The organism is uncultured Algibacter sp. (genome assembly GCF_947490405.1).
Taxonomy (GTDB): Bacteria; Bacteroidota; Bacteroidia; order Flavobacteriales; family Flavobacteriaceae; genus Algibacter_B.
Genome location: NZ_CANLGU010000004.1, coordinates 272413 through 297106, shown reverse-complemented (window position 1 = coordinate 297106; position 24694 = coordinate 272413). Strand labels below are relative to the sequence as shown.

The window sequence follows — 24694 nt, the reverse complement described above, 5'->3', positions numbered from 1 at the left end:
TAAATATTTAGCTAGGAAAACCAAGTATTTCACCCATACCAACTGTAAAAAGCCAACACCCATAAATAGCATGCTCTATAGATACCAAAAGCGTTGATTCTGTTTTCTTGAATGTTAGTGCGAATAAAATGCCGCCTAAAAAAGTTAATAATAATACCAAAGGGCTTCTAAAAAAGAAATGTGCCAAAGAAAACAATATGGCATTTATAAAAATAAATAAGCTATCACTTTTTAGCAGTGAGCCATAGCGTTTAAAGAAGAAAGTTCTATAAATTAATTCTTGAGGATACACTGAAAAAAAACTATAAATAAATAATAACATGAGCCACTTTAAAGGTTTGTTTAGCAGTACATTAAAAAGCTGAGTACTATCAGTAACCCAAACAAAACTAATTGTAATAATTATAATTAGTGAGAGTTTAATAGCGGTGGCCTTCCAAAAGGTTTTCCAATCTAATTGTTTTGCTATTTTTAATTTAATTTTTTCAACTCTCAATAACACATAAATTACATAAATGAACCCAAAAACACCAATTCCAAGTTTGATCCATACTGAATAATCTATAGCAAAACTAATTGGTATTAAAACAAATACAATAAATAACTCTAAGCTTTTGTATAGTGTGGATTGCATGTTAAAAATTTATTACTGTGGTATGTTTAACTTCGTTAATTACAAACATACTGTGCGTACTCCCAATATGGTTAATGTTGGTTAATTTCTCAACCATAAAGGCTCTAAATTCCTGCATATCGGCAACAATAACTTTTAATAAATAATCGTAATCTCCGCTTAAATGATAACACTCTAATACTTCATTTAATTTTTTTACTTCTTTTTCAAACCTAACTACAAATTCTTGACTATGTTGCACCAATTTTACATGACAAAATACTACAAAATTACGATTTACTTTTTCTTTATTTACTAATGCTATGTATCCATCAATAAAACCTCCTTTTTCTAGTTTTTTTATACGCTCATAAACGGCAGTAACTGATAAACCGAGTTTATTAGAAAGTTCTTTATTTGTTTGTTTACTATCGTTCTGGAGGTATTCTAGAAGTTTTTTATCTACAGTATCAAAAGTCATAATTGAAATAATTTCTTTAGAAGATCAAGAAAGCGTCTATTATTAAAATATAATTCTATAAATATACATTATTATAGTTTTATTTTCTAAATTTTATATCAATAATTGTTTTATAATCTTATTTTAATAAGTTTTGTATAAGAATAAAACATACTAAAAATGGCTTTTAAACCCGCAAACAATATTCAGGACTTACAATATTTTGGTGAATTTGGAGGAGTAAACCCCTCTATTTCAGATTCGTCTACTTACACCTTTTTATCTGCAAAAACCATGTTTGATACTTTTGAAGGTAATGCAGATGGTTGCTATTTGTATTCGCGACACTCATCACCATCAAACTTATATTTAGGCGAAGCTTTAGCAGCAATGGAAGGTACTGAAACGGCTAATGTTTCAGCTTCTGGAATGGGCGCTATAACCCCTGTAATTATGCAGTTGTGTGTTGCGGGAGATCATATTATTTCTAGTAGAACAATTTATGGTGGCACGTATGCCTTCCTTAAAAATTTTACACCTAAATTTAATATTAAAACTAGTTTTGTTGATATTACTAAACTAGATATTGTTGAAGCCTCAATAACAAAACATACTAAAGTTATTTACTGCGAATCTGTGAGTAATCCACTTTTAGAAGTTGCAGATATTAAAGGTTTAGCAGAAATAGCAAAAAAGCATGATTTAAAGTTAGTGGTTGATAATACGTTTTCTCCATTATCCATTTCTCCTGCTACTTTGGGTGCTGATATTGTTATACATAGTTTAACAAAGTTTATTAATGGCTCTAGTGATACTGTTGGCGGTGTGGTTTGTGGAACACAAGAATTTATAAACGATTTAAGAAATGTAAACGATGGTGCTTCGATGCTTTTAGGCTCTACCATGGATAGCTTACGTGCTGCGTCTGTTTTAAAAAACCTAAGAACACTACATATTAGAATGCAACAACATAGTAAAAATGGTTTGTATTTAGCTGAAAAATTTGAAGCTGATGGTTTAAAAACAGTTTATCCTGGACTAAAATCGCATCCTTCTCATGAGTTGTTTAAAAACATGATGAACGAAACTTATGGTTTTGGTGGTATGCTTACCGTAGATGTTGGCTCACTAGAAAAAGCTAATAAACTTATGGAACTCATGCAAAATAGAAATTTAGGGTATTTAGCTGTGAGTCTGGGGTTTTACAAAACGTTGTTTAGTGCTCCTGGGAGTTCTACATCTTCTGAAATTCCCGAGGATGAGCAAAAAAAAATGGGGTTGAGCGATGGCTTGATTCGTTTTTCTATTGGTTTGGATGCTGATATTAAACGTACTTACCACATGATGCGAGATTGCATGATTGAAATTGGCATTTTGGAAGACAAAAAGAGCTGTTTTACTGAAGCTTACTAAATAAACTTATAAGAAAATGGCTTAAGCAGGTACACATTTATTTTTGTTTTGAAATTAAAACTGGCGGATGATTGCGCAAGGGATTGTAACGGCAGCTTTTGGCGAGGCGTGCATCGAGCCAAAACTATTAGTGGAAAGCCCGACCCTTGGGTTGCGCCCAAAAAACTAAATGCCTTTAATACGTTCCCAAAGTTGAGAAATGATATCATTTAGACTGTCGAATTTAGGTTTAAAAGGTTTCATATTAAGTCGGTTACCATCTTTATATAAGGTGAGGCTAAACACAGATGTATTTGGGTTATCTAAATCTAACAACGGATATCTCAAATCATTATAAAGGTATTCGTTTTTGTTTAGCTTATATATACTATAATATTGATTACTAAACCATGCTAAGTCTTCAATATCTTTATATACCGAAGGTTTTAAATCGCGCTGTTTTGGTACTTCCCTAAAGTTTAAAAAACGATTTTTGGTATCGAATAACGAATAATCTGCAACATAATAAGCTGTGCTATTTTCTGCGATAGCATACCACAAAACATTATTAAAAATAGCGGGTTGAGTACTGAATCTGGTTGCAGTAATATTGCTTTCTTTTAAGGATTTTCTAAAAATAGAGTCTACATATAATTTATTACCTAAAGTAAATAGCATGTATATAGAACTGATACCTAAACCTAGTTTTAGCCATAGTTTTCTTTTGGTTGATGTTCTTTTAAAAAACATTAAAACTATAATGCAAATTAAAAATGGTAAGGTGTAAGCAGGATCTGCAACCGCTATGTTATTTAGTGCTACACGATAATTACTAAATGGCGCAAAAAGCTGAGTACCATATGGTGTAAAACAATCTAAAATTGGGTGTGTAAAAAGCGACCAAAAGAATAAACTTATCCAATCTTTTTGAGTTGTAGTATTTATGCGTACACCAGTATTGTAGGCTTTATAGACTAACCAACCAAAAAGAAAAGCTGCCAAAACGGTAAACACAATGGAATGCATGAACCCACGATGGAACAACATCGCATCAATTTCATTGCCATAAAGCCAGCTACCTACTAAAACATCTAAATCTGGAATAGTGCCACCTACAGCTCCAAACAAGAGTGCTTTGTTTCCTGTTTTTTTCCCTAGTACGGCTTCTCCGCAAGCAGCGCCTAAAACAATTTGAGTGAGTGAATCCATAATTAAGTTGGCTAAGTTAACCAACTTTTTACTTTTAAAGTATTATGGTATACGTCTTAACCATACAGCAACACGGGCGCTATTTATGTTACCCACTTCTGTTATAGATCTAAAGCCTAAAGTAGTTCCTGCTGGAATAGCTACAGGAGTTGTTAAAACTTCAGTATAAGACAGATTATCGTTAGCTCCTGAAGCTGTAAATCTGAAAAATTCTGTAAACGCGCCATTGCCTGATATGTTTACAACAGCCATAAGCATCGTATTAGAACCATTGGACGTATTATCCGCATGAAAACTTACTGCATAAGCCTCCCAAGCTTCAGGAAGAGGTATACCTATAAAACCCGTATCTCCATTTGCAAAACTCCATTCCATTTGATTACTAGCTAAATCTGATGCTTCTTCTGCCCAAATAACAACTTTTTCGTAAGCAATTTTATTTGTACTTATTTGTTCCCAATTAGTACCATCGCTTTGTAGACTGATAGTTGTTTCATTACTTAAGGAAGTAGATGCATTCCCTTTTAAATCGTTGTATGATGATATAGTAGGCGTATTTGTTGTTGGATTTTTAATAACATATACTCTTCCATTGCAGGTATTTGCTGCTGGCAAGGTGATATTATGATTTCCTGCAATTATTATTGTATGATGTGTAGCATCTAAAGTGAGATTACCTGAAGTGCTCGTTATGTTTAGAGATAACGAACCATTAACATCTAAAGTTGAGTCTGGCATGGTTGTACCAACTCCAACTTGTGCAGATAGGTTAAGGCAGAAAAACAAAAGAAACCGAGAGAAAATTCTTTTCATTTTTTGATAGGTGCTTTTATAAGCGCTACTTATTGGTAAAAATAAATAAAATATATGTAAAAAACCTCTTATAGTCATCATTTTTATAAGATTTTAATTAGGTATATTATTTTCGGCATCCATTAGAAAACCTAACTCATCAGGGATTATGAATGATTTAAAGTTTAACATTGGAGTAGTTTGATGAATTTCAGATTCAATCAACTCAAAACTATTTTCATTTTTTGATATGGTAGATGCTAAATCTTTGTTAGATTCTTCATATATCAAAAAGTAAAGTACAGCGAATGCAAATAAAAATGATAAAATATATAACATGGTTAAGTTATTAAGGTTTGGTATTAAATAAGACACTATGAATCAAAAAAGTCACATCATTTTGAAAGCTTTCAATAAAATCGTAACATTACGTAGCAAAAAAAACCTAGATGAAAGACGACCAAAACATATCTGAATTTAAAGCCAATGACCAAAATATTATAGAAAATAAGGAGCTTAATATCTGGGAAGCATTAATTCCTTTACTTGCCCTTGTTGGAATGTTGGCCTATAATGTGTATGTTTTTGGGGATGATGCGTTAAGTGGCTCAAATCAATTCATTTTACTACTTGGAGCTGCTGTAGCTGCTATTGTTGGTTTTTACAACAAGGTATCGTATAAGCTTATGTTGGATGAAGTTTCAGAAAGTATAAAATCAGCAACTGGGGCTATCCTCATTCTGTTAATGGTAGGTGCTCTAGCCGGTACTTGGTTAATTAGTGGCATTATTCCATCTATGATGTATTACGGGTTACAAATTTTAAACCCTAATATTTTTTTAGCTGCTTGTGTTATTATCTGCTCCATAACTTCTATAGCAACAGGAAGTTCATGGACAACTGCAGCAACTGTAGGTATTGCATTAATTGGAATAGGAAACGCTTTGGGTATTTCTCTTGGAATGACAGCTGGAGCAGTATTATCAGGAGCTTATTTTGGTGATAAGATGTCCCCACTAAGTGACACAACAAATTTAACACCAATTATGGCTGGTGGCGAATTATTTTCGCATATCAAATATATGACGTTAACTACCGTTCCTACTGTTATTATTACACTTATAGTTTTTATTATAATTGGTTTTACAATTAATACCAACGGGGTTGCAGACACATCCATTATCTTAGAAGCTATAGATTCAACATTCCTAATTAGTGGATGGCTATTCCTTGTTCCAGCGGTTCTTATATTTTTAATTATAAAAAAAACGCCTCCTTTAGTTGCCCTTTTAATAGGAACATTATTAGGCGGTCTATTGGCAGTTACTACACAACCAGAAATAGTTAAAAATATAGCAGAGGCAGACTCCTTAACATTTAAGTCTGCATATAAAGGTATTATGAATGCTATGACGGTGAATACTGCAATTGAAACTTCAAATAGCGATCTAAATGATCTATTCACTTCAGGAGGAATGAGTGGTATGTTAGGTACAGTTTGGCTGATTATTTGTGCGGTAGTATTTGGAGGCGTGATGGATGCCATTGGTGCTTTATCAAAAATCAGTAAAGTCTTATTAAACCTAGCGACTTCTACATTTGGATTATTTGCTAGTACTGTTATTAGCTGTTTAGCAATAAATGTTACTGCATCAGATCAATATCTTGCTCTTGTCGTTCCTGGAAAAATGTTTAAAAAGGCTTATGAAGATAGAGGGCTTGCTCCAGAAAATTTAAGTAGAACACTTGAAGATTCTGGTACCGTAACATCACCTCTAATACCATGGAACACTTGTGGTGCCTACCATAGTAGCGTACTTGGAGTTAGTGTTTTTGATTATTTTATTTATGCGATTTTTAATTGGTTAAGTCCATTCATGACGCTCCTTTTTGCTGCCTTCCATATTAAAATCAAACAACTAAAATCTTAGACACAAATCGGTAATACACTCATTTTCAACACCCATAAATAAATACTATTAATCAATAGGTATTTAAAATTTTATGATGTTTTATTTTCTTTAGTTGTAATCTATTTTTGCACACTGAAAAATGAATCTTAATTATAAAATTTTAAAAATATGTCATTAGTAGGAAAAAAATTTCCAAACTTAAACGTAGATGCCATGAACGACATGGGCGATACTTTTAAAGTAAATGTTCTTGAAGAAGCAGTTAACAATAAGAAAAAAGTAGTATTGTTTTGGTACCCAAAAGATTTCACTTTTGTATGTCCAACAGAATTACATGCATTTCAAGCAGCTTTAGGTGAATTTGAAAAAAGAAACACCATTGTAATTGGTGCATCTTGTGATACGCCTGAGGTGCATTTTGCATGGTTAAGCACTGCAAAAGATAATGGCGGTATTGAAGGTGTTACTTACCCACTTTTAGCAGATAGCAACCGTAATTTATCTAGCGTTTTAGGTATTTTAGATATCACTAACGAAACCTATGATGAAGAAACAGGAACAGTTCAAGTTGAAGGCGATAACGTTACTTACAGAGCAACTTATGTAATTGATGAAGATGGTGTTGTACAACACGAAAGCATAAACAATATGCCTTTAGGTAGAAATGTTCAAGAATATTTACGTGTAGTTGATGCATTAACACACGTACAAGAAAAAGGTGAAGTTTGTCCTGCAAACTGGGAAGAAGGTAAAACTGCTATGAGTGCCAATGCTAAAGCTACTGCTGAGTATTTAGCTGCTCATGCTAATTAAAAAAAATCCAAATTCTAAACGTCATTGCGAACAAAGTGAAGCAATCTACTCAATTATAGTGAGATTGCTTCGTTTCTTGCAATGATGATAAAATAATAAGTTATGGTAAAAGAATTAGAACAAGATAATTTACAAAGCTTAGTTGCAGAGAACGATACTGTTGTTGTGCAATATTCTGCAACCTGGTGTGGTAACTGCCGTATTATGAAACCGAAAGTTAAGAAACTAGCTTCAGAATTAGAAGACGTTACTTTTATTATCGCTGACGCGGAAAAGTTTCCAGAAAGCAGAAAGTTAGCAACTGTTGATAATTTACCAACATTTGCTACTTTTAAAAATGGTGCATTTGTAAACCAAGTGCAGACTAACAAGTTTGATGTTTTAAAAGATTTAGTAAATGAAGTTACCAGTAATTAAACACTTAACGCAGTTTATTGAAGACAACGACGAAGACTTCTTAGTTGAAACCATTGAAACTTTAGAAGCTTTAACAGAAGCACCTTCATTAAAGGATGAAGAATTAGATGTTATAGGTGAATTAATCTCTAACATGTACGGTGCCATTGAAGTTAATAAAATGACTAAAGATGGTACACCTAAAAAAGAAGCTTTAAATAGTTTTATGGGACGCGTAATGGGATCGATTGACACATAATTGAAAGAGAAAAATAAGTATTAAAAACCACTTCAATTGAAGTGGTTTTTTGTTTTTATTGAAACTTGACTTTGTAAAAAAATTTCAGCTATCTTCGTTTAACGTCGGATATAAGTCATTAAAACGACGCATATCCGTAAAAACATTGGTAATTAATTTAAAAAAATACTGAATTGGAAATTAGAGAAATCCATAAAAATGAATATACCATTTCAACTGATAAAGATAAATTAGATGTTTTTAGCATTCACAAATTCCTTGCAAACGAAACCGATTGGGCCAAGGGAATTCCAATCAATACTTTAAAAACATCAATTGAAAACTCTTTGAATTTTGGGCTTTATTACGAAAACAAGCAAATTGGTTTTGCTAGAATAATTTCAGACTATTCAACTATTGCATATTTAGGAGATGTTTATGTTCTAAAGGAATATAGAGGAAAGGGGTTAAGTAAATGGCTTATAAATGAAATAATGGAACATCCAAATCTACAAGGATTAAGACGATGGATTTTATTAACTGACACAGCCGAATGGCTTTATAAAAAATTTGGATTTACGGAATTACCTTATCCTGAATTTTACATGGAAAAACATAATCCAAATGTATATAACAGAATAAAAAACTAATGCAACAATGTATAAAATTATTGCTAGTTCATTACTTACTCGGAAAACCCTCCGGATTTTCCTCTGGCTATTTTTTGTTTGTTAAATTAGTGACTTAACGCCACAACTATTCTTTCTTATAATAACCGTTAAACGAACCTCAAAATTCAAACTAATTCAAAAGATCTACAATACCTTTAAACCCTTTTTCCTCAGCATAATCAAAAGCAGTTTTTCCATCTTTATCTGCAAAAGAAACATCAACATCATGTTTCAAAAGCATTTCAACCATTTTAGTTTGATTGTACATGGTTGCAAAAATTAGAGATGTCACACCATTATTATTTTTAGCATTAATATTTGCTCCGTGTTTTATCAATAACTTTGCTAAACTTGTATTTCCTTTAAAAGAAACACCAATTAAGGCTGTATTTCCTGAAGCATCAGTTGCATCAATAGGCGTATTATGATTCAATAATAGTTTAACAATAGCCTCTTTATCAAAATAAGAGGCAAAAATTAAAGGCGTAAAACCTCTAGTGTCTTTTACGTTTACTAATTCTGGATTTCTTTCAAGTTGCGCTTCAATATTTTCAATATTTCCTTGCTGAATAGTATTAAAAAACAATTCTGTTTCGTTCATAGTTATATTTCAAAAATAAAAAGGATGAGCATAAAAACTCATCCCTTTCAATCTATAAATTCAATATTTATTTTAAATCAAATCGATCTAAATTCATCACTTTAGTCCAAGCTGCAACAAAATCGTTTACAAATTTATCTTGTCCATCGTTAGCGCCATACACTTCGGCAACAGCTCTTAACTCTGTATTCGAACCAAAAATTAAATCTGCTCGTGTGCCTGTGAATTTAACGGCTCCTGTTCTTCTGTCTCGTCCTTCAAAAATAGTATCATCATCAGAAGTTGCACTCCAAGTGTAAGCAAAATCTAAAATATTTGAAAAGAAATCGTTAGTTAAACTTCCAACATTATCAGTAAAAACACCATAATTAGAACCATCATAGTTTGTTCCTAATACTCGTAAACCACCTACTAAAGCTGTCATTTCTGGAATTGACAGTGTTAATAAATTTGCTCTATCTACCAATAAATCTTCGGCAGCTACTTTTAATTTTGGATTCATGTAATTTCTAAACCCGTCAGCTAAAGGCTCTAAATATCCAAAAGATTCTAAATCGGTTTGTTCTTGAGACGCATCTCCTCTACCTTGTGTAAATGGTACAGATATATCATGCCCTGCATTTTTAGCTGCTTCTTCAACACCCGCATTTCCAGCCAAAACAATTAAATCTGCCATTGAAATGGTAGTCGTTATATTGTTTTGAATACCTTCTAAAACATGCAATACTTTATTTAACTCCGATGGGTTATTAACTTCCCAACTTCGTTGAGGTTCTAAACGTATACGAGCACCGTTGGCACCACCACGCATATCTGATCCTCTAAATGTTGAAGCCGAAGCCCAAGCCGTTTTTACTAATTCTGACACACTTAAACCAGAAGCTAAAATCATTTTCTTTAAAGATTCAATATCTGAATTACTTAATGTATAATCTACTTTTGGAATTGGATCTTGCCATAATAATTCTTCTTTTGGTACTTCAGGTCCTAAATAACGATTTATAGGCCCCATATCACGATGTGTTAATTTATACCATGCTCTTGCAAAAGCGTCTTCAAAAGCTTTATGGTCTTTATGAAAACGTTTAGAGATTTCTAGAAACCCTGGATCTTTTTTTAGAGCCATGTCTGCTGTAGACATCATTAAAGCTTGTGTGCCGTTTCCACCAGCTGCTGGTGCTTGTTTAGCGTCTGCATTTTTAGGCGTCCATTGATGTGCTCCTGCTGGACTTTTCGTTAATTCCCAATCGTAATTTAACAGCACATCAAAATACTCATCATCCCATGTTGTTGGACTTGGTGTCCACGCACCCTCCAATCCACTGGTAATTGTATCATCTAACACTCCAGAATTGAAAGTGTTTTTCCAACCTGTACTCATTTCTTCAATAGAAGCACCATGTGGCTCTACCCCAACATATTTACCTGGATCTGCAGCTCCATGGGCTTTTCCAAATGTATGACCTCCAGCAACTAAGGCTACTGTTTCTTCATCATTCATAGCCATACGACCAAAAGTGATTCTAATATCGTGTGCAGATTTTAGTGGATCTGGCTCGCCATTGGGGCCTTCTGGATTCACATAAATTAATCCCATATGTACAGCTCCCAAATGGCCTTCTAAATCACCATCACTTGTATCATATCTATCATCATTATCTAACCAACCTGTTTCACTTCCCCAATAAATATCTTGTTCTGGTTCCCATACATCTTCTCTTCCAGCTGCAAATCCGAAGGTTTTAAAACCCATAGACTCCAATGCACAGTTTCCTGCAAGAATCATTAAATCTGCCCAAGATATTTTATTCCCATATTTCTTTTTTACTGGCCATAATAATAATCTGGCTTTATCTAAGTTTCCATTATCTGGCCAACTATTTAAAGGTGCAAAACGGTGTGTACCTGTTCCTGCTCCTCCTCGACCATCACCTACACGATAAGTACCAGCACTATGCCACGCCATACGAATCATAAAGCCTCCATAATGGCCATAATCTGCTGGCCACCAATCTTGCGAATCTGTCATTAAATTAATTAAATCTTGCTTTAGCTCATCGTAATTAATACTATTAAACGCCTTAGCATAATCAAAATCTTCTCCTAAAGGATTTGATTTTGGCGCGTGTTGCCTCAAGATATTTAGCTTTAATTCATTAGGCCACCAGTCTCTATTACTAGTTCCTCGACCTGCAGTTTTCTTTTGGTCGCCACTTAAAAAAGGGCATTTGCTGGCATCAGAGTTATTAATATCAAATGCTTCTCCATGATGATTGTTGTTATCCATTTTTATGTTTTATAATTTAGTGAGTTATTCTCAGTTGTAATTGAATGAAATAAAATTAAGGATTATATGCCCTCAAAAAACATGAATTATATTTTTTAAAGCTATATTTGGATTGATAAAACTTATCACTAAATACTATTTAATAGTTTTTGAATATCATTGATTCATTTTTTACTAGTTTAAAAAAGCAAAACAAAAACAAAAAATACTATTACTGGTACATTAGTATATAGCCTAATACCTTTGGGATTGTAGTGAAATATTAATATTCATGAACTCATTAATATGAAACATAAAATAATGAATAAAATCTCACAAATTTTAGGTTTTAGTGGAACAGCGAGGACTTGTAGTGAATTACACGCCAATTGTAATAAGATCAAAAAGATTTTAATTTTTATCCATCAATATATCAGTATGCCTTTATAAAATTTATTAAGTAATAATGAATGAATAAGATTAAATATTCATATTTTAGAAGCTTAAATTTAAACATAAAAAAATGGCTGCAATTACATTAAAAGGAAACGCAATAAATACATCGAGTAACTTACCTGAAGTTGGCACCAAGGCTCCAGACTTTTTACTAACCACAACAGATTTGGACGTACATAATCTGACGAATTATAAGGGAAATAAGGTTGTTTTAAATATATTTCCGAGTGTGGATACTGGAACTTGTGCTCAATCTGTAAGAACATTTAATCAAGAAGCTAGCGAATTGGATAACACGAAAGTACTTTGTATTTCTAGAGATTTACCGTTTGCTCAGGCTCGTTTTTGTGCTGCGGAAGGTTTAGAAAATGTTGTTAATTTATCGGATTTTAAAGATGGTAGCTTTGGAAAATCATATGGTTTAAACATTGTTGATGGTCCACTAGAAGGTTTACATTCGCGCTGTGTTATTGTTTTAGATGAAAATGGTACTGTAAAATACACTGAACAAGTTGGTGAAATTGTTGATGAACCAAATTACAAAGCTGCTTTAGAAGCGCTACAAGATGCCTAAAAAAGACTCTTTTTTAGTAAACCGATTAAAAAGTGTTAGTTATGCTTTTAAAGGGGCGCTACTTCTTTTAAAAACTGAGGCTAGTATAAAAATTCAGTTTGTTATAGCTTTAATTGTTACTATTGCCGGGTTTTACTATGAAATTTCTCATAGTGAATGGATAGTTCAAATTTTAGCGATTGGTTTAGTTATGAGTGTTGAAGGTGTAAATACAGCCATAGAAGAAATAGCTAACTTTATTCATCCAGAACGCCACCATAAAATTGGCTTAATAAAAGATATTGCTGCAGGGGCTGTTTTTATAGCCTCTGTTTTTGCTAGTATTATTGGGCTTGTTATATACCTACCTAAGATTTTTTAAAATACTAATACCTTAGGATAAACGTTAGTAATTTGTATTTTTGTTGCATTGCTAAAATCATTCAATAACAATCTTATTTTTAGATTATTTTTTGAAAACAACAAACCGTTAATGGCCAAAAGCAAACCCAAAGCTAAAAAAGCACCTAGAAAAAAAATAAAAGCGCCTAGTTTTAAATTATCTAGCCAGCAAAAGTTGGTATTAGGTAGTTTTTTAGTTATAGCGGGTTTGTTACTATTTATAGGGTTTGTATCCTATCTTTTTACAGGAGAGGCAGACCAGAGTACACTGTCTAATTTCACTTCTAGAGACGTAAAAACACAAAATTGGTTAAGTAAATCTGGAGCTTGGTTAAGCGATTTTTTTATTAATCGCGGGTTTGGTGTAGCGTCTTTTATATTTTCTGGTTTAATCTTTTTATCTGGTGTTTATGTTTTAATGAATATTAGTAAAGCAAAACTAAGAAAACACTGGTTTTGGGGTGTTTTAATAATTATTTGGCTATCTATCCTCTTAGGTTTTTTCGGAAACAAAAACGATATTTTAGGAGGCACTATAGGGTATGAGGTTAATAGTTTTCTTCAAGATTATATAGGTAAAATTGGTACTGTTTTATTACTTGTATTTGGCTTAATAACTTATTTAGCTATGCGTTTCAAAGTTACTTTTGAAAGTATTGCCAATATTTTTAAGTCGGCTAAAAAAGATATAAAAGATGAGCTTTCTGAAATGAAAGAAGATATTGTTGTGCCTTTTGATAATAATTTATCTGAAGAAGCTGAAGCTATAAAAACAGCGCATGAATTATCTTTAGAGAAGATAAAAGTTGAGACTAAAAAACCTATTGAGACTAAATTAGAAACAGCTCCCCTGGAGGTGAAAATTCCTGAAGCTGAAATTGAAGAAGAACCCGAATTACAAATAAAAGTTGAAGACGTAAAAGAAGAAAAGTCTGAAACTGATAATCTAGCTGATAAACTTGTTGAAGATTTTGGGCAGTTTGACCCTACTTTAGAACTCGCAAAATACCAATTCCCTACCCTAGATTTGTTAAAGAAATATGACACTGAGGGCATCACCATTAATCAAGAAGAATTAGAAGAAAATAAAAATAGAATTGTTGATACTTTAAATAATTATAAAATTGGAATTTCAAGTATTAAAGCAACTATTGGCCCTACTGTAACACTTTATGAAATTGTACCTGATGCAGGAATTAGAATTTCAAAAATCAAAAACCTTGAGGATGATATAGCTTTATCACTTTCTGCACTAGGAATTAGAATTATTGCTCCAATCCCGGGAAAAGGCACTATTGGTATAGAAGTACCAAATAAAAATTCAACAATCGTTTCCATGCGCTCTGTAATTGCTTCTAAGAAGTTTCAAAGTTCAGAAATGCAATTACCAATAGCTCTGGGTAAAACAATTAGTAATGAAACTTTTGTAGTCGATTTAGCAAAAATGCCTCACTTACTTATGGCTGGTGCTACTGGTCAAGGTAAATCAGTTGGATTAAATGCGGTTTTAACATCACTACTTTATAAAAAGCACCCAGCCGAAGTCAAGTTTATTTTGGTTGACCCCAAAAAGGTTGAATTAACACTTTTTAATAAAATTGAACGTCACTATTTGGCAAAACTACCTGATAGTGAAGATGCTATAATAACTGACAATACTAAAGTTATAAATACATTAAATTCATTATGTATTGAGATGGATAATCGTTATGAACTTCTTAAAAATGCATTTTGTAGAAATATTGCTGAATACAACACGAAGTTTAAAGCTAGAAAATTAAACCCAAATGATGGGCATCAATTTTTACCATATATTGTTTTAGTTGTTGATGAGTTTGCAGATTTAATCATGACGGCGGGTAAAGAGGTAGAAACACCAATAGCACGTTTAGCCCAATTAGCTCGTGCTATCGGGATTCATTTAATTATAGCAACGCAACGACCATCAGTAAACGTTATCACTGGTATAATAAAAGCTAATTTCCCCGCACGAATAGCCTTTAGAGTAACCTCTAAAATTGATTCACGTACTATTTTAGATGGTTCTGGAGCAGACCAACTTATTGGTAGAGGTGATATGCTATACACACAAGGAAATGATTTAATACGTGTACAATGTGCATTTGTAGATACCCCCGAAGTTGAAAAAATAACAGATTATATTGGCTCTCAAAAAGCTTACCCAGAAGCCTACATGTTACCTGAATATGTTGGAGAAGAAAGTGGCACAAGTCTTGATGTAGACATATCAGACAGAGACAAACTATTCAAAGATGCTGCCATAGTTATTGTAACCGCACAACAAGGTTCTGCTTCTTTATTACAACGAAAACTAAAACTAGGTTATAATAGAGCAGGCAGATTAATTGATCAGTTAGAAGCCGCTGGAATAGTTGGTCCTTTTGAAGGCAGTAAAGCGAGACAAGTTTTAGTCCCAGATTTAACTGCTCTGGATAAACTTTTAGAAGATGAATTATTATAAATTATAACCATGAAAAGATTAATTGCAGTAATATTAATAACACTATCAGTAAGTACTTTTGCCCAAAATAAAGCCAAAAGCTTATTAAATGAAGTATCGGAAAAAGTAAAAAATTACGATAATATTTCTTTGGATTTCAAATATGCTTTAGAAAATCAATCTGAAAACATAAAACAAGAAACTAAAGGTGATGTTGTTATGCAAGGTGATAAATACAGATTAAATATCCTTGGTGTTACTCGTTTGTTTGACGGAAATAAACTCTATACAATTAGTACCGAAGATGAAGAAGTTACCATTTCTTCAGATAGTGAAGATGAAATAGATGCTATTACACCCAGTAAAATGTTATCATTCTATGAAGATGGATACACTTACAAACTTGATATTACTCAGAATATAAATGGAAGAAAAATCCAATATGTAAAACTTACACCTATTGATTCAAATTCTGAAATTAAGAGTATTCTTTTAGGTATTGATGCACAAACAAAAAACATATACAACTTAATTCAAATAGGTAAAAACGGTACAAAAACAACACTTACTGTTAATTCTTTTAAAACTAATATACCGTTATCAAAAACCTTATTTACCTTTGATGCCAATAAATATAAAGATTACTACATCAATAAATTAGATTAGGTTCTTCGTTTGAAAATACTAGACCGTTACATACTAACCACTTACCTTAAAACTTTTATCAGTGTGTTTATAATACTCATGCTGATTTTTGTTTTACAAACTATATGGCTTTACATTAAAGAACTTGCTGGCAAAGACCTAGATATTATTGTAATTGTAAAGTTTTTAGCGTACTTCATGCCAAAACTTATACCCTTAGTACTACCCCTAACCATTCTTCTAGCATCAATAATGGTATTTGGTAGTTTTGCTGAGAACTATGAGTTTGCTGCAATGAAATCTACAGGTATTTCATTACAACGTGCCATGTCTGGATTAAGTGTTTTTATTGTTATATTAGGAATTACGACGTTCTTCTTTTCTAACAATGTCATACCCTGGGCAGAATTAAATTCTTATAATCTTAGAAGAAACATAGCAAAGCTAAAACCCGCCATGTTACTTGCTGAAGGACAATTTAACACTGTTGGAAATTATAATATCAAATTTGTTGACAAATATGGAGATCGTGACCAATTCCTAAAAGATGTCACAATTCATGTCAAAGGAAAAGATAATAGATCTAACGCTACAGTTATTAAATCTAAAACTGGTGAACTTGCTAGCGAAAAAGACTCAAACGTCCTCAAACTTATTTTGAATGATGGACATTATTACAGTGATGTATCTCCAGAAAATAGAAAATCTCGAATTAGAAAACCTTTTGCTAAAAGTACGTTTGAGACCAAAATAATCAATATAGATTTATCCAAATTAAATAATGTTGATTTTGATGAGCAATCTAAAACTGACAAATACAACATGTTAGATGTTAGCGGATTGAACAAAACTATTGACTCGCTAGTTGTTAAATATGGAGATGAACACAAAACGTTTTCAAAAAATTTACATTTAAGATCTGGTCTCAACAGAAATCAAATACCAAATAAAAAAGAAATCGATTCCATTAGCTATACCGGACCAATACTGGATCTATTTAATACCAAAGAGAAAGTAAAAATGGTTGATGTTGCTAGTAAATCTATGATTAGCTCTAAGCAATTGGTTATTTCGAAAGATAATACCATGAAAAACTCAAAAACATGGCTTAATCGCCATGTTATTTCGCTTCATGAAAAATTTGCTTTAGGTTTTGCTTGTGTTATTTTATTTTTTGTAGGCGCTCCGCTTGGAGCATTAATTCGTAAAGGCGGTATAGGTTTGCCTATGGTCATTGCCATTTTATTATTTTTAACCTACCATTTCATTGGAATATTTGCAACAAACAGTGCAAAAAATGGAGGTTTCAATCCTATTATTGCACCGTGGTTTTCCACTTTGGTTATGCTTCCTCTTGGTATATTTTTAACCAAAAGAGCAACTGCTGATAGAGGGTTATTTGATTTTGACGGTATATTAGAACCTATAAAACAAGTCTTTAATATTAAAGGAAAGAACAATGTAGACTATAAATTTCTAACTGATTATAAAGAAGATGAATTAATAGATACTATTAATAACTATGACGCTTTAGGTCATGACGAGAATGTAAGATTCAGTGCAATTGAAATATTACACTCAAAAGGGCTATCCACATTAGATTTAAGAATAAAAGGTTTAAAAATCAGTAAAGATTATGATACCACAGAAGCTTTAAAAAAGGATTATAATGAACATTCTAGATTTGCTTGGGTACTGTATCTTATTGGAATTTCATTATTGATTTTATTCTTTGTATTTAAAAATAATAAGTTAAACTCATTAATATCACCAGCTATAGAATTAAGTATCACATCACTTGTAATGTATGTTATCTATTATATCAAGTCTATTATAAATACTTTTCAGTTTTACACATACATTGGTAAAACTAAGAAAAAACCTAACATACTACTTTTAATTCTTGGGCTTCCTTTTTATTTTATCACCTATTTGTTTTTAAATCAAAAAATGAAAGACGACCTTAGGTTAAATTGTTTAGAATCTTTAAAATAAGCCATATCTTTGCATTATGATGGCAAATACTATGACACCAAAGACAATAAAACAAGAATTTAAACTAGATGCTATTCAAGAAGCTATAGATGATATCAGAAATGGTAAAGTTATAATTGTTGTTGATGATGAAAATCGTGAAAATGAGGGTGATTTTGTTGCTGCCGCTGATAAGGTGAGTCCGGAAATGATAAATTTTATGGCAACCCATGGTCGGGGTCTTATTTGCGCTCCATTAACTGAAGGCAGATGTAAAGAGCTAGAACTTAATATGATGGTTAGGAATAATACTGACCCCATGGAAACCGCCTTTACAGTATCAGTAGATTTAAGAGGCCATGGCGTTACCACTGGTATTTCTGCAAGTGATAGAGCTAAAACTGTACAAGCACTAATCAATGATAATACAAAACCTTTTGAGCTAGCTAGACCTGGTCATATTTTTCCTTTAGTTGCAAAAGATGGTGGTGTTCTTAGGCGAACAGGACATACTGAAGCTGCTATAGATTTTGCAAGATTAGCGGGATTAAATCCTGCCGGAGTCATTGTAGAAATTATGAATGAAGATGGCTCTATGGCTCGTTTACCTCAACTTTTTGAAGTCGCAAAAAAGCTAAGTTTAAAAATCGTTTCTATTGAAGATTTAGTGGCTTATAGAATGCAACACGACTCTTTAATTGAGAAAAAAGAAGATTTTCAAATTGAAACACGTTTTGGAAGTTTTAGATTAAGGGCTTATAAACAAACTACTAATAATCAAGTTCATATTGCTTTAACTAAAGGACATTGGAGCCCCAATGAAGAAGTCCTAACCAGAATTAACTCTACTTTGTTTAATAATGATATTTTAGGTACACTTACCAACAATGCAGACCAGCAGTTAGAAAACATGTTTAAGGTAGTTAATGAAGCAGGGAAAGGTGCTGTAATTTTTATTAATCAAGAATTACAATCAATGAATATATTAAGTCGCCTGTCTTTTTTGAAAGAAAACCAAGTTGAAGCTCATGTTGCCAAAGCACCTAGGATAAATATGGATACTCGTGATTTTGGCATTGGCGCACAAATATTACATGACTTAGACATTCATAAACTACTGTTAATTTCTAATACAAAACATACTAAACGTGTTGGTTTAATTGGTTATGGATTAGAAATTGTTAATTATGTAAATTATTAAAGAATCTTTTTACTCAATAATTATTCTTTTTGTAATAATGTTCTGTTCGCCGCTATATGCTTTTAAAATATATAACCCAGGTTGTAATTCTGATACATCTATTGATTTTTTAGGATCAACTTTTGTTACTATTTTCTTTCCTAGCATATCAAAGATTAAAATCTTATCAAGATTTAGATGAGTTTGCACATGAAGTGTGTCTGAAGTTGGGTTTGGGTAAAAATTTATATTATTTATACTGTTGGAATCAACACTCAAAGCGTTATTTTGATAAACTCTTACATAATCAATAATCATTGCACTTTCTGTAAAACCTGAATCAATAGTTCCAGATATACCGCCCATAGCCACATTTAATATGAGGTACTGTTCTAAATTAAACGGCCAAGTACTAGCATCTTTAACTGCTGGGTTGTAAGTGTAGTAACCAATACCATCAACCATAAACGTAATTTGATTTGGTGACCAGTTTACTGAATAAACATAAAAATTATTAGCTACATCATTTAGAACTTGAGATTCTGTATTTACAGTGTTACCAGAACTGGAAGGTGTATGAATTGCACTTGATGTATGATTAGTAGCACCTAAGCCATGTTCCATAATATCAATTTCTCCGCAAGCTGGCCAACTTGTTGTACCAAAACCTTGCGTTTGCCAATACGCCCCAGTTTCATTAATATTTTTACCAAGTGTCCATATTGCGGGCCATGTTCCATTTCCAAAAGGCAATTTAGCTCTTACATCAACTCTTCCATGAGTAAATGCTAATTTAGAATTTAATCTTGCAGACGTGTAATCTAAAATAACCCCATTTTGCTCAAAACCTTCTTCTTTTTTGGCCACAATATTTAAAAATCCATTTTCAACAAAAGAATTATCTAAACTGTTTGTATAATGTTGCTCTTCTCCATTGAACCATCGTCCGCCATTAGGTCCAAAAGTTTGGTGATGCCATTTGGAGTTATCTACGGGAGTCTTTCCTGGTGTGTTAAATTCATCTGACCATACTAAATCTGAATATATTACATCCAGTGCATTAGGGTCTGTTGCTATGTTGCCATCATTAATATCGTCGATTCTAAATGCTCCTGGTATAGTACTACCATCATCAATTCTAATCGTTAATCTACTATATTGACCTGTACCACCAACTGTTGAAAAATCAAACGTTAGATCTGACCACGCATTTTGATTTGAAGGCGCAGTTACAAGTACTTCAACGTCTGGATTGGTTCCATTCTCTAATTTAACTATAACATCGTGCGGATTTGTGTCAAATGAGTGAAATCTTAAGGTAATCTCATCTTCAGTATCCAAATCAATAGATCTACTCAAATCTATATAATTACCTTGTTCTAATGCTGAACTACTGCGAAAAAATTGTCCAGTATCATTATTAGAATCTACTGGTCCTGGGAGAATAATAAATGTACTACCGCCCCATGAACTAAAGTTATGTGAATTAGATGAAAAGTCTATAGGTGTTTGCTGCGAAAAGCAAAACAGCGAAACTAAAAGCATGGTTGCTATGTAGTGCAAGGTGTTTTTTGGCATGGGTTTACTTTTATTGTAAAATTAGTTAACCTATGCCTTTAAAAAAGAATTTTTAACCCATACAAAACCAATACAAATCCTAAAAACTATACGTGATCTCTAATAACTTTAGCCATTTTTAAAGCTCTAGACAATACTTCATCTTCAGTCCAAGAGAGTTTTATTAAACAGGATATGTTTCTACCTATATGATAATCGGATTTTGAGAAATCTTGTTTATTTAAATTTGACAACCCTTTTTTTATCTCCTCAGAGATGGGGTAAAGTGATTTTAAATCTTTAAGATGCTCCCATTTTCTGATATAATGCCAGCTATTATTATAGTAATTCCAACAAACATCAATACCATTTGTTTTGAAGGCTTCTGATACTTTTGTGGCTATTTCTAGATCTGGTAACGAGAAGTTTAAAAAGGCACAACTTTCTTCGCCACCTTCTGGAACCGTTCTAAAAGTCACTTCTGGAATTTGTGATAAGGCCTCTCTGAGTATATTGAAGTTTCTTTTTTGAATTTCTAAAAATTCAGGCAAACGTTTTACTTGTGCCAGCCCAACTGCGGCATGTAGTTCTGATATTCTAAAATTATAACCCAGAAATGGATGAGATTCAGCTCCCCTATCATTACCGATATGATCATGTCCGTGGTCGCTATAATGATCTGCATTTATGTAGTAATCTTTGTTGTTTGTTACTACTGCTCCACCTTCACCACAAGTAATGGTTTTAACAAAATCGAAGGAAAAGCATCCTAAATCGCCGATGCTTCCTAGTGGTTTTCCTTTGTAAGTGCCGCCAATAGCTTGACATGCATCTTCAACTAAGATTAGATTATGTTCAGTAGCAATAGTTTTTAATGCGCCCATATCTGCCATACTTCCACACATTTGCACCACCATAATGGCTTTTGTTTTTGGTGTAATGGCTTTTTCCACGGCTTCAGGATTTAAACAAAGTGTATCATCAATATCTACTAAAACAGGTATGGCTCCCAGCATCATAATGGCCTCAAAACTGGCCACGAAAGTAAACGTTGGCATGATGACTTCATCGCCTGCACCAACACCTGCTGCTGCTAGTGCTACGGATACTGCTGCGGTTCCGCTTGATACTAATTGCACATGTTTAGATTGAAAAGTGTTTTGAAGTTCGGATTCTAACTCTTTAGCTTTCCAATGGCCTTTACGCATACCATCGAATCCATAGCGCATAAGCACGCCATTATCAAGCACATCGTTTACTTCTTTTCGTTCTAAATCTCCAAATAATTCAAATCCTGGCATATTGTATGTTCTTTAATGTTGAAATGGGCCTACTTACTGCGTTAGGGATTGAGGTTTTGTTGAAGCTCTTTTTGTGTTGTTGCACCTATGCAACACAAAAAAGCGACTACCGAAAGCCCGACCCTTGCGGTAACGCCCAAATACTTTATATTTTTATTACGGCTTCTTCTATTGGCTTTCTAACTTTTTTGAATGTTGAAAACATATCGTCTTCTGCACGATAACCGATTGGAAGAAGTAATACTGATTTTAACCCTTTTTTGTCTAATTTAAGAATTTCATCGTATTGATCTGGTAAAAACCCTTCCATGGGGCATGCGTCTATACCCTCGATAGCACAAACGGTCATTAAATTCCCGAGAGCTATATAGGCTTGATTGGTTGACCATTGCTGCCGCTCTTTTACCGTTTTATCTTGCATCATTTTAATTAATTCGTCTCGGTAGGGTTTTAATATGGTTTCTGAGGTATTACGTATAGATTTTATGTTGTTGTAGTAGGTAGTTACATCGGTATCTTCAATGTTTTTCTGTATACAAATTACTAGTAAATAAGATGCATTTTGAACTTGTTTTTGACCAAATGCAGGAGCTACTAAAGCTCCTCGGATGTCTTTATCTTCTATAACAACTAGCTTTATGGTTTGAAGCCCAAACGAGGTTGCAGTAAGGTTAAATGCTTGTAATATAACATCTAACTTAGCCTTTGATAAAGTTTTAGTGGTATCAAATTTTTTTGTTGCATACCGCCACTTGAGCTGTTTTATTGTATCCATTTATGGTGTAATATGTTTTTGCAAAAATAAGGTATGTAGTTTTCATTTTTAGTGTATTGGCCAATAAAATCTAAGCATTGGGAAATACTCAAAATTTATTGTGAAAAAGTTAGATTTTTATTTGATAGAATGAAAAAGGACATTATATTTGCACCCGCATTCAAGCAAATAGCTTGATGAGGCACTCAAGGAGAAATGGCAGAGTGGTCGAATGCGGCAGTCTTGAAAACTGTTGAGGGTCACACCTCCGGGGGTTCGAATCCCTCTTTCTCCGCTAAGAATTTACTAAATTCTACTAAAAGCCCACAAACACTATGTTTGAGGGCTTTTTTAATTCTTAGTACAATCATCTAAAATCATCTAAAATCAATCAAAAAGTAACCTATTCGGTTGCCTATTTTGATTTTATACATAGGTAACCGAATTTCATTAAACACCTATAAATACTATGATTAACAGTAGGTTGTAAATATAAAAATCATTATATTTATGTAGAATTTATATAGGTAACCGATGTATCACACTTTTTCTATTCTTTTCTTCTTGCAGAAAAACAAAGCGACTTTAGATGGTAAAGCCCCTATTTATGCACGTATAACGGTAAATGGCAAAAGAGCACAGATAAGTATTCAACGAAAGGTACTTGTAGAAAAATGGGATTCTACCACTGGTAAATTAAAAGGTACTAGTGCTGAATCCAGAACTATCAACTCATATATTGACAGTATTAGACATAAGCTTCAAAAACTACAAGAGCGCTTTATAGATGAAGGAAAGACCGTTACTGCGTTAGCCATTAAGAATCGATACTTAGGGAAGGACAGAGTAAATAAAATGCTTATAGAGATATTCCAGGAGCATAACAATAAAGTAAATAGTTTGGTTGGAAAAGACTTTGCCCCTGGTACTGCTGAGCGTTATAGAACAGCGAAAAGACACATACAAGAGTATATTCAAAAAGAATATAACACGGATGATATTCCTGTAAAGGATGTTAATCACAAATTTATTACTGGATTTGAATATTATTTAAAGACTACCCGTAAGTGTAGTCATAACACAGCTATTAAATACATTACTAACTTCAAAAAAATCATTCGCATAGCTTATGCTAACGATTGGATAAGCAAGGATCCATTCTTTAATTGGAAAGCTAAATTAAAAACGATAGACCGAGAATTTCTTTCAAAAGAAGAAATACAAGTAATGGTTGAAAAGGAATTCTCCATCCCTAGATTAGAATTAGTAAAAGACATATTTATATTTTCTTGTTTTACTGGTTTAGCTTATGCTGATGTAAAAAAGCTATCTAAAGACGATATAGTTGTTGGAATAGATGGCAAACGTTGGATTAAAACTAAAAGAAGTAAAACAGATACTAGAAGCAATATTCCAATTTTAGAGATACCAAAAGAGATTATTAGGAAGTATGCTGAGCATCTAGATGTAATTGATAGTGATAACTTATTGCCTGTTCTTAGCAATCAAAAAATGAATTCTTACCTTAAAGAGATTGCAGATAGTTGTGGTATTACAAAAAATCTTACGTTTCACTTGGCACGTCATACATTTGCAACAACAGTAACCCTTACCAATGGTGTACCTATAGAGTCCGTTAGTAAGATGTTAGGACATAAATCACTTAAGACTACACAACATTATGCCAAAATTTTGGATAAAAAAGTCAGTGATGATATGGCCACACTTAGGGAAAAGTTTTCATCTAACCCTATTGCAACAATAAATAAGCAAACTTCTTAGTCTTTAAGGTACTTTTCTATGGTAATCATATTTATACCGCTATACTCTGAAAATTCTTCTGCTGTGATAAATTGATATGGCATCTTGCCAAAGTGTGCTTTAATGTCATTTAAAAGCTTACGTCCGTAGCGCTCACTTCTTCCTGTGATGCGTTGGATGTCTTTCGGATATATGCAAGCTCTTATTATTCTCATTTAATACTTTATCTATACTTAGTCCATACCTCATCTTGGTATCGTCTATATGTATTGTATTGGCATAAAAC

General features: G+C 32.9%; 24 protein-coding genes and 1 tRNA gene. 14 read left to right on the top strand and 11 right to left on the bottom strand.

Annotated features, from left to right (window positions below; genetic code table 11):
• Positions 1–7: 7 nt before the first annotated feature.
• Positions 8–634 carry a CPBP family intramembrane glutamic endopeptidase gene (locus Q0772_RS11060; protein WP_298344372.1) on the bottom strand — a complete coding sequence of 209 codons (627 nt, stop codon included), beginning with the start codon at positions 632–634 and terminating at the stop codon, positions 8–10.
• 1 nt (position 635) lies between these two features.
• The gene (locus Q0772_RS11055) at positions 636–1094 is read right to left on the bottom strand and encodes an Lrp/AsnC family transcriptional regulator (RefSeq protein WP_298344369.1); all 459 of its coding nucleotides are present in this window, start codon (positions 1092–1094) and stop codon (positions 636–638) included.
• Between the two features lie 159 nt (positions 1095–1253).
• On the opposite strand from Q0772_RS11055, the gene Q0772_RS11050 reads away from it, so the two are divergent.
• Entirely contained in the window at positions 1254–2486 is a 1233-nt protein-coding gene (locus Q0772_RS11050; protein ID WP_298344365.1) for an aminotransferase class I/II-fold pyridoxal phosphate-dependent enzyme, read from the top strand.
• 165 nt (positions 2487–2651) lie between these two features.
• Here Q0772_RS11050 and Q0772_RS11045 read toward each other — a convergent pair whose 3' ends face one another.
• From Q0772_RS11045 to Q0772_RS11035, 3 genes are all read right to left on the bottom strand, one after another.
• Positions 2652–3674: a metal-dependent hydrolase gene (locus Q0772_RS11045; protein WP_298344362.1), complete on the bottom strand. Its 1023-nt coding sequence runs from the start codon at positions 3672–3674 to the stop codon at positions 2652–2654.
• Positions 3675–3716: 42 nt separating this feature from the next.
• Positions 3717–4487: a hypothetical protein gene (locus Q0772_RS11040; RefSeq protein ID WP_298344360.1), complete on the bottom strand. Its 771-nt coding sequence runs from the start codon at positions 4485–4487 to the stop codon at positions 3717–3719.
• Between the two features lie 93 nt (positions 4488–4580).
• A complete protein-coding gene (locus Q0772_RS11035; protein WP_298344357.1) occupies positions 4581–4805 on the bottom strand; it encodes a hypothetical protein in 225 nt (74 codons plus the stop codon).
• Between the two features lie 110 nt (positions 4806–4915).
• Between Q0772_RS11035 and nhaC the strand changes: the two genes are divergently transcribed.
• The 5 genes from nhaC to Q0772_RS11010 all read left to right on the top strand — a co-directional run bounded on the left by nhaC (position 4916) and on the right by Q0772_RS11010 (position 8476).
• The gene (gene nhaC / locus Q0772_RS11030; protein ID WP_298344354.1) at positions 4916–6397 is read left to right on the top strand and encodes a Na+/H+ antiporter NhaC; all 1482 of its coding nucleotides are present in this window, start codon (positions 4916–4918) and stop codon (positions 6395–6397) included.
• A gap of 150 nt (positions 6398–6547) precedes the next feature.
• The gene (locus tag Q0772_RS11025; protein WP_298344350.1) at positions 6548–7192 is read left to right on the top strand and encodes a peroxiredoxin; all 645 of its coding nucleotides are present in this window, start codon (positions 6548–6550) and stop codon (positions 7190–7192) included.
• A 102-nt stretch (positions 7193–7294) separates the two neighbouring features.
• Positions 7295–7609, top strand: a complete 315-nt coding sequence (locus tag Q0772_RS11020; protein WP_298344348.1) for a thioredoxin family protein — start codon at positions 7295–7297, stop codon at positions 7607–7609.
• Positions 7590–7847, top strand: coding sequence for a hypothetical protein (locus Q0772_RS11015; RefSeq protein ID WP_298344345.1), 258 nt, complete (start codon positions 7590–7592; stop codon positions 7845–7847). Before Q0772_RS11020 ends, Q0772_RS11015 begins: the two co-directional genes overlap by 20 nt.
• A 173-nt stretch (positions 7848–8020) precedes the next feature.
• The gene (locus tag Q0772_RS11010) at positions 8021–8476 is read left to right on the top strand and encodes a GNAT family N-acetyltransferase (protein ID WP_298344342.1); all 456 of its coding nucleotides are present in this window, start codon (positions 8021–8023) and stop codon (positions 8474–8476) included.
• A 151-nt stretch (positions 8477–8627) separates the two neighbouring features.
• On the opposite strand, the gene Q0772_RS11005 is transcribed toward Q0772_RS11010, so the two are convergent.
• Entirely contained in the window at positions 8628–9098 is a 471-nt protein-coding gene (locus Q0772_RS11005) for an ankyrin repeat domain-containing protein (protein WP_298344340.1), read from the bottom strand.
• Positions 9099–9165: 67 nt separating this feature from the next.
• Complete coding sequence (katG, locus tag Q0772_RS11000; RefSeq protein WP_298344337.1) at positions 9166–11385, bottom strand: catalase/peroxidase HPI; 2220 nt, start codon at positions 11383–11385, stop codon at positions 9166–9168.
• Between the two features lie 502 nt (positions 11386–11887).
• On the opposite strand from katG, the gene tpx reads away from it, so the two are divergent.
• The 6 genes from tpx to ribB all read left to right on the top strand — a co-directional run bounded on the left by tpx (position 11888) and on the right by ribB (position 19056).
• Positions 11888–12394, top strand: a complete 507-nt coding sequence (gene tpx, locus Q0772_RS10995; RefSeq protein WP_298344334.1) for a thiol peroxidase — start codon at positions 11888–11890, stop codon at positions 12392–12394.
• Positions 12387–12755 (top strand): diacylglycerol kinase family protein, encoded by a 369-nt coding sequence (locus tag Q0772_RS10990; RefSeq protein ID WP_298344329.1) that lies wholly within the window; start codon positions 12387–12389, stop codon positions 12753–12755. The genes tpx and Q0772_RS10990 overlap by 8 nt, the downstream gene beginning before the upstream one ends.
• Before the next feature lie 111 nt (positions 12756–12866).
• Positions 12867–15257, top strand: a complete 2391-nt coding sequence (locus Q0772_RS10985; RefSeq protein ID WP_298344326.1) for a DNA translocase FtsK — start codon at positions 12867–12869, stop codon at positions 15255–15257.
• A 9-nt stretch (positions 15258–15266) separates the two neighbouring features.
• Complete coding sequence (locus Q0772_RS10980) at positions 15267–15902, top strand: outer membrane lipoprotein carrier protein LolA (RefSeq protein ID WP_298344323.1); 636 nt, start codon at positions 15267–15269, stop codon at positions 15900–15902.
• A 9-nt stretch (positions 15903–15911) separates the two neighbouring features.
• Positions 15912–17876, top strand: a complete 1965-nt coding sequence (locus Q0772_RS10975) for an LptF/LptG family permease (protein WP_366105598.1) — start codon at positions 15912–15914, stop codon at positions 17874–17876.
• 16 nt (positions 17877–17892) lie between these two features.
• Complete coding sequence (gene ribB, locus Q0772_RS10970; RefSeq protein ID WP_298344320.1) at positions 17893–19056, top strand: 3,4-dihydroxy-2-butanone-4-phosphate synthase; 1164 nt, start codon at positions 17893–17895, stop codon at positions 19054–19056.
• 9 nt (positions 19057–19065) lie between these two features.
• Here the strand turns inward: ribB and Q0772_RS10965 are convergent, their stop codons facing one another.
• From Q0772_RS10965 to Q0772_RS10955, 3 genes are all read right to left on the bottom strand, one after another.
• On the bottom strand, positions 19066–20613 hold the full coding sequence (locus Q0772_RS10965; RefSeq protein ID WP_298344317.1) for a family 16 glycosylhydrolase: 1548 nt from the start codon (positions 20611–20613) through the stop codon (positions 19066–19068).
• An 86-nt stretch (positions 20614–20699) separates the two neighbouring features.
• Positions 20700–21893 (bottom strand): DegT/DnrJ/EryC1/StrS family aminotransferase, encoded by a 1194-nt coding sequence (locus Q0772_RS10960; RefSeq protein ID WP_298344314.1) that lies wholly within the window; start codon positions 21891–21893, stop codon positions 20700–20702.
• 145 nt (positions 21894–22038) lie between these two features.
• Complete coding sequence (locus Q0772_RS10955; protein WP_298344312.1) at positions 22039–22668, bottom strand: NAD(P)H-dependent oxidoreductase; 630 nt, start codon at positions 22666–22668, stop codon at positions 22039–22041.
• A gap of 189 nt (positions 22669–22857) precedes the next feature.
• Between Q0772_RS10955 and Q0772_RS10950 the strand changes: the two genes are divergently transcribed.
• Both Q0772_RS10950 and Q0772_RS10945 read left to right on the top strand, forming a co-directional pair.
• Positions 22858–22942: transfer RNA gene (locus Q0772_RS10950), tRNA-Ser, on the top strand.
• A 239-nt stretch (positions 22943–23181) separates the two neighbouring features.
• A complete protein-coding gene (locus Q0772_RS10945; RefSeq protein WP_298344309.1) occupies positions 23182–24429 on the top strand; it encodes a site-specific integrase in 1248 nt (415 codons plus the stop codon).
• On the opposite strand, the gene Q0772_RS10940 is transcribed toward Q0772_RS10945, so the two are convergent.
• Positions 24426–24623, bottom strand: a complete 198-nt coding sequence (locus Q0772_RS10940; RefSeq protein WP_298344306.1) for a hypothetical protein — start codon at positions 24621–24623, stop codon at positions 24426–24428. The two genes, Q0772_RS10945 and Q0772_RS10940, sit on opposite strands and share 4 nt — an antisense overlap.
• Between the last annotated feature and the right edge of the window lie 71 nt (positions 24624–24694).

What these genes read in the sequence shown, in the direction of transcription:
- Q0772_RS11060 (WP_298344372.1), bottom strand. Translation starts at nt 634, where the DNA reads ATGCAATCCACACTATACAAAAGCTTAGAGTTATTTATTGTATTTGTT.
- Q0772_RS11055 (WP_298344369.1), bottom strand. Translation starts at nt 1,094, where the DNA reads ATGACTTTTGATACTGTAGATAAAAAACTTCTAGAATACCTCCAGAAC.
- Q0772_RS11050 (WP_298344365.1), top strand. Translation starts at nt 1,254, where the DNA reads ATGGCTTTTAAACCCGCAAACAATATTCAGGACTTACAATATTTTGGT.
- Q0772_RS11045 (WP_298344362.1), bottom strand. Translation starts at nt 3,674, where the DNA reads ATGGATTCACTCACTCAAATTGTTTTAGGCGCTGCTTGCGGAGAAGCC.
- Q0772_RS11040 (WP_298344360.1), bottom strand. Translation starts at nt 4,487, where the DNA reads ATGAAAAGAATTTTCTCTCGGTTTCTTTTGTTTTTCTGCCTTAACCTA.
- Q0772_RS11035 (WP_298344357.1), bottom strand. Translation starts at nt 4,805, where the DNA reads ATGTTATATATTTTATCATTTTTATTTGCATTCGCTGTACTTTACTTT.
- nhaC (WP_298344354.1), top strand. Translation starts at nt 4,916, where the DNA reads ATGAAAGACGACCAAAACATATCTGAATTTAAAGCCAATGACCAAAAT.
- Q0772_RS11025 (WP_298344350.1), top strand. Translation starts at nt 6,548, where the DNA reads ATGTCATTAGTAGGAAAAAAATTTCCAAACTTAAACGTAGATGCCATG.
- Q0772_RS11020 (WP_298344348.1), top strand. Translation starts at nt 7,295, where the DNA reads ATGGTAAAAGAATTAGAACAAGATAATTTACAAAGCTTAGTTGCAGAG.
- Q0772_RS11015 (WP_298344345.1), top strand. Translation starts at nt 7,590, where the DNA reads ATGAAGTTACCAGTAATTAAACACTTAACGCAGTTTATTGAAGACAAC.
- Q0772_RS11005 (WP_298344340.1), bottom strand. Translation starts at nt 9,098, where the DNA reads ATGAACGAAACAGAATTGTTTTTTAATACTATTCAGCAAGGAAATATT.
- katG (WP_298344337.1), bottom strand. Translation starts at nt 11,385, where the DNA reads ATGGATAACAACAATCATCATGGAGAAGCATTTGATATTAATAACTCT.
- tpx (WP_298344334.1), top strand. Translation starts at nt 11,888, where the DNA reads ATGGCTGCAATTACATTAAAAGGAAACGCAATAAATACATCGAGTAAC.
- Q0772_RS10990 (WP_298344329.1), top strand. Translation starts at nt 12,387, where the DNA reads ATGCCTAAAAAAGACTCTTTTTTAGTAAACCGATTAAAAAGTGTTAGT.
- Q0772_RS10985 (WP_298344326.1), top strand. Translation starts at nt 12,867, where the DNA reads ATGGCCAAAAGCAAACCCAAAGCTAAAAAAGCACCTAGAAAAAAAATA.
- Q0772_RS10980 (WP_298344323.1), top strand. Translation starts at nt 15,267, where the DNA reads ATGAAAAGATTAATTGCAGTAATATTAATAACACTATCAGTAAGTACT.
- ribB (WP_298344320.1), top strand. Translation starts at nt 17,893, where the DNA reads ATGATGGCAAATACTATGACACCAAAGACAATAAAACAAGAATTTAAA.
- Q0772_RS10965 (WP_298344317.1), bottom strand. Translation starts at nt 20,613, where the DNA reads ATGCCAAAAAACACCTTGCACTACATAGCAACCATGCTTTTAGTTTCG.
- Q0772_RS10960 (WP_298344314.1), bottom strand. Translation starts at nt 21,893, where the DNA reads ATGCCAGGATTTGAATTATTTGGAGATTTAGAACGAAAAGAAGTAAAC.
- Q0772_RS10955 (WP_298344312.1), bottom strand. Translation starts at nt 22,668, where the DNA reads ATGGATACAATAAAACAGCTCAAGTGGCGGTATGCAACAAAAAAATTT.
- Q0772_RS10945 (WP_298344309.1), top strand. Translation starts at nt 23,182, where the DNA reads ATGTATCACACTTTTTCTATTCTTTTCTTCTTGCAGAAAAACAAAGCG.
- Q0772_RS10940 (WP_298344306.1), bottom strand. Translation starts at nt 24,623, where the DNA reads ATGAGAATAATAAGAGCTTGCATATATCCGAAAGACATCCAACGCATC.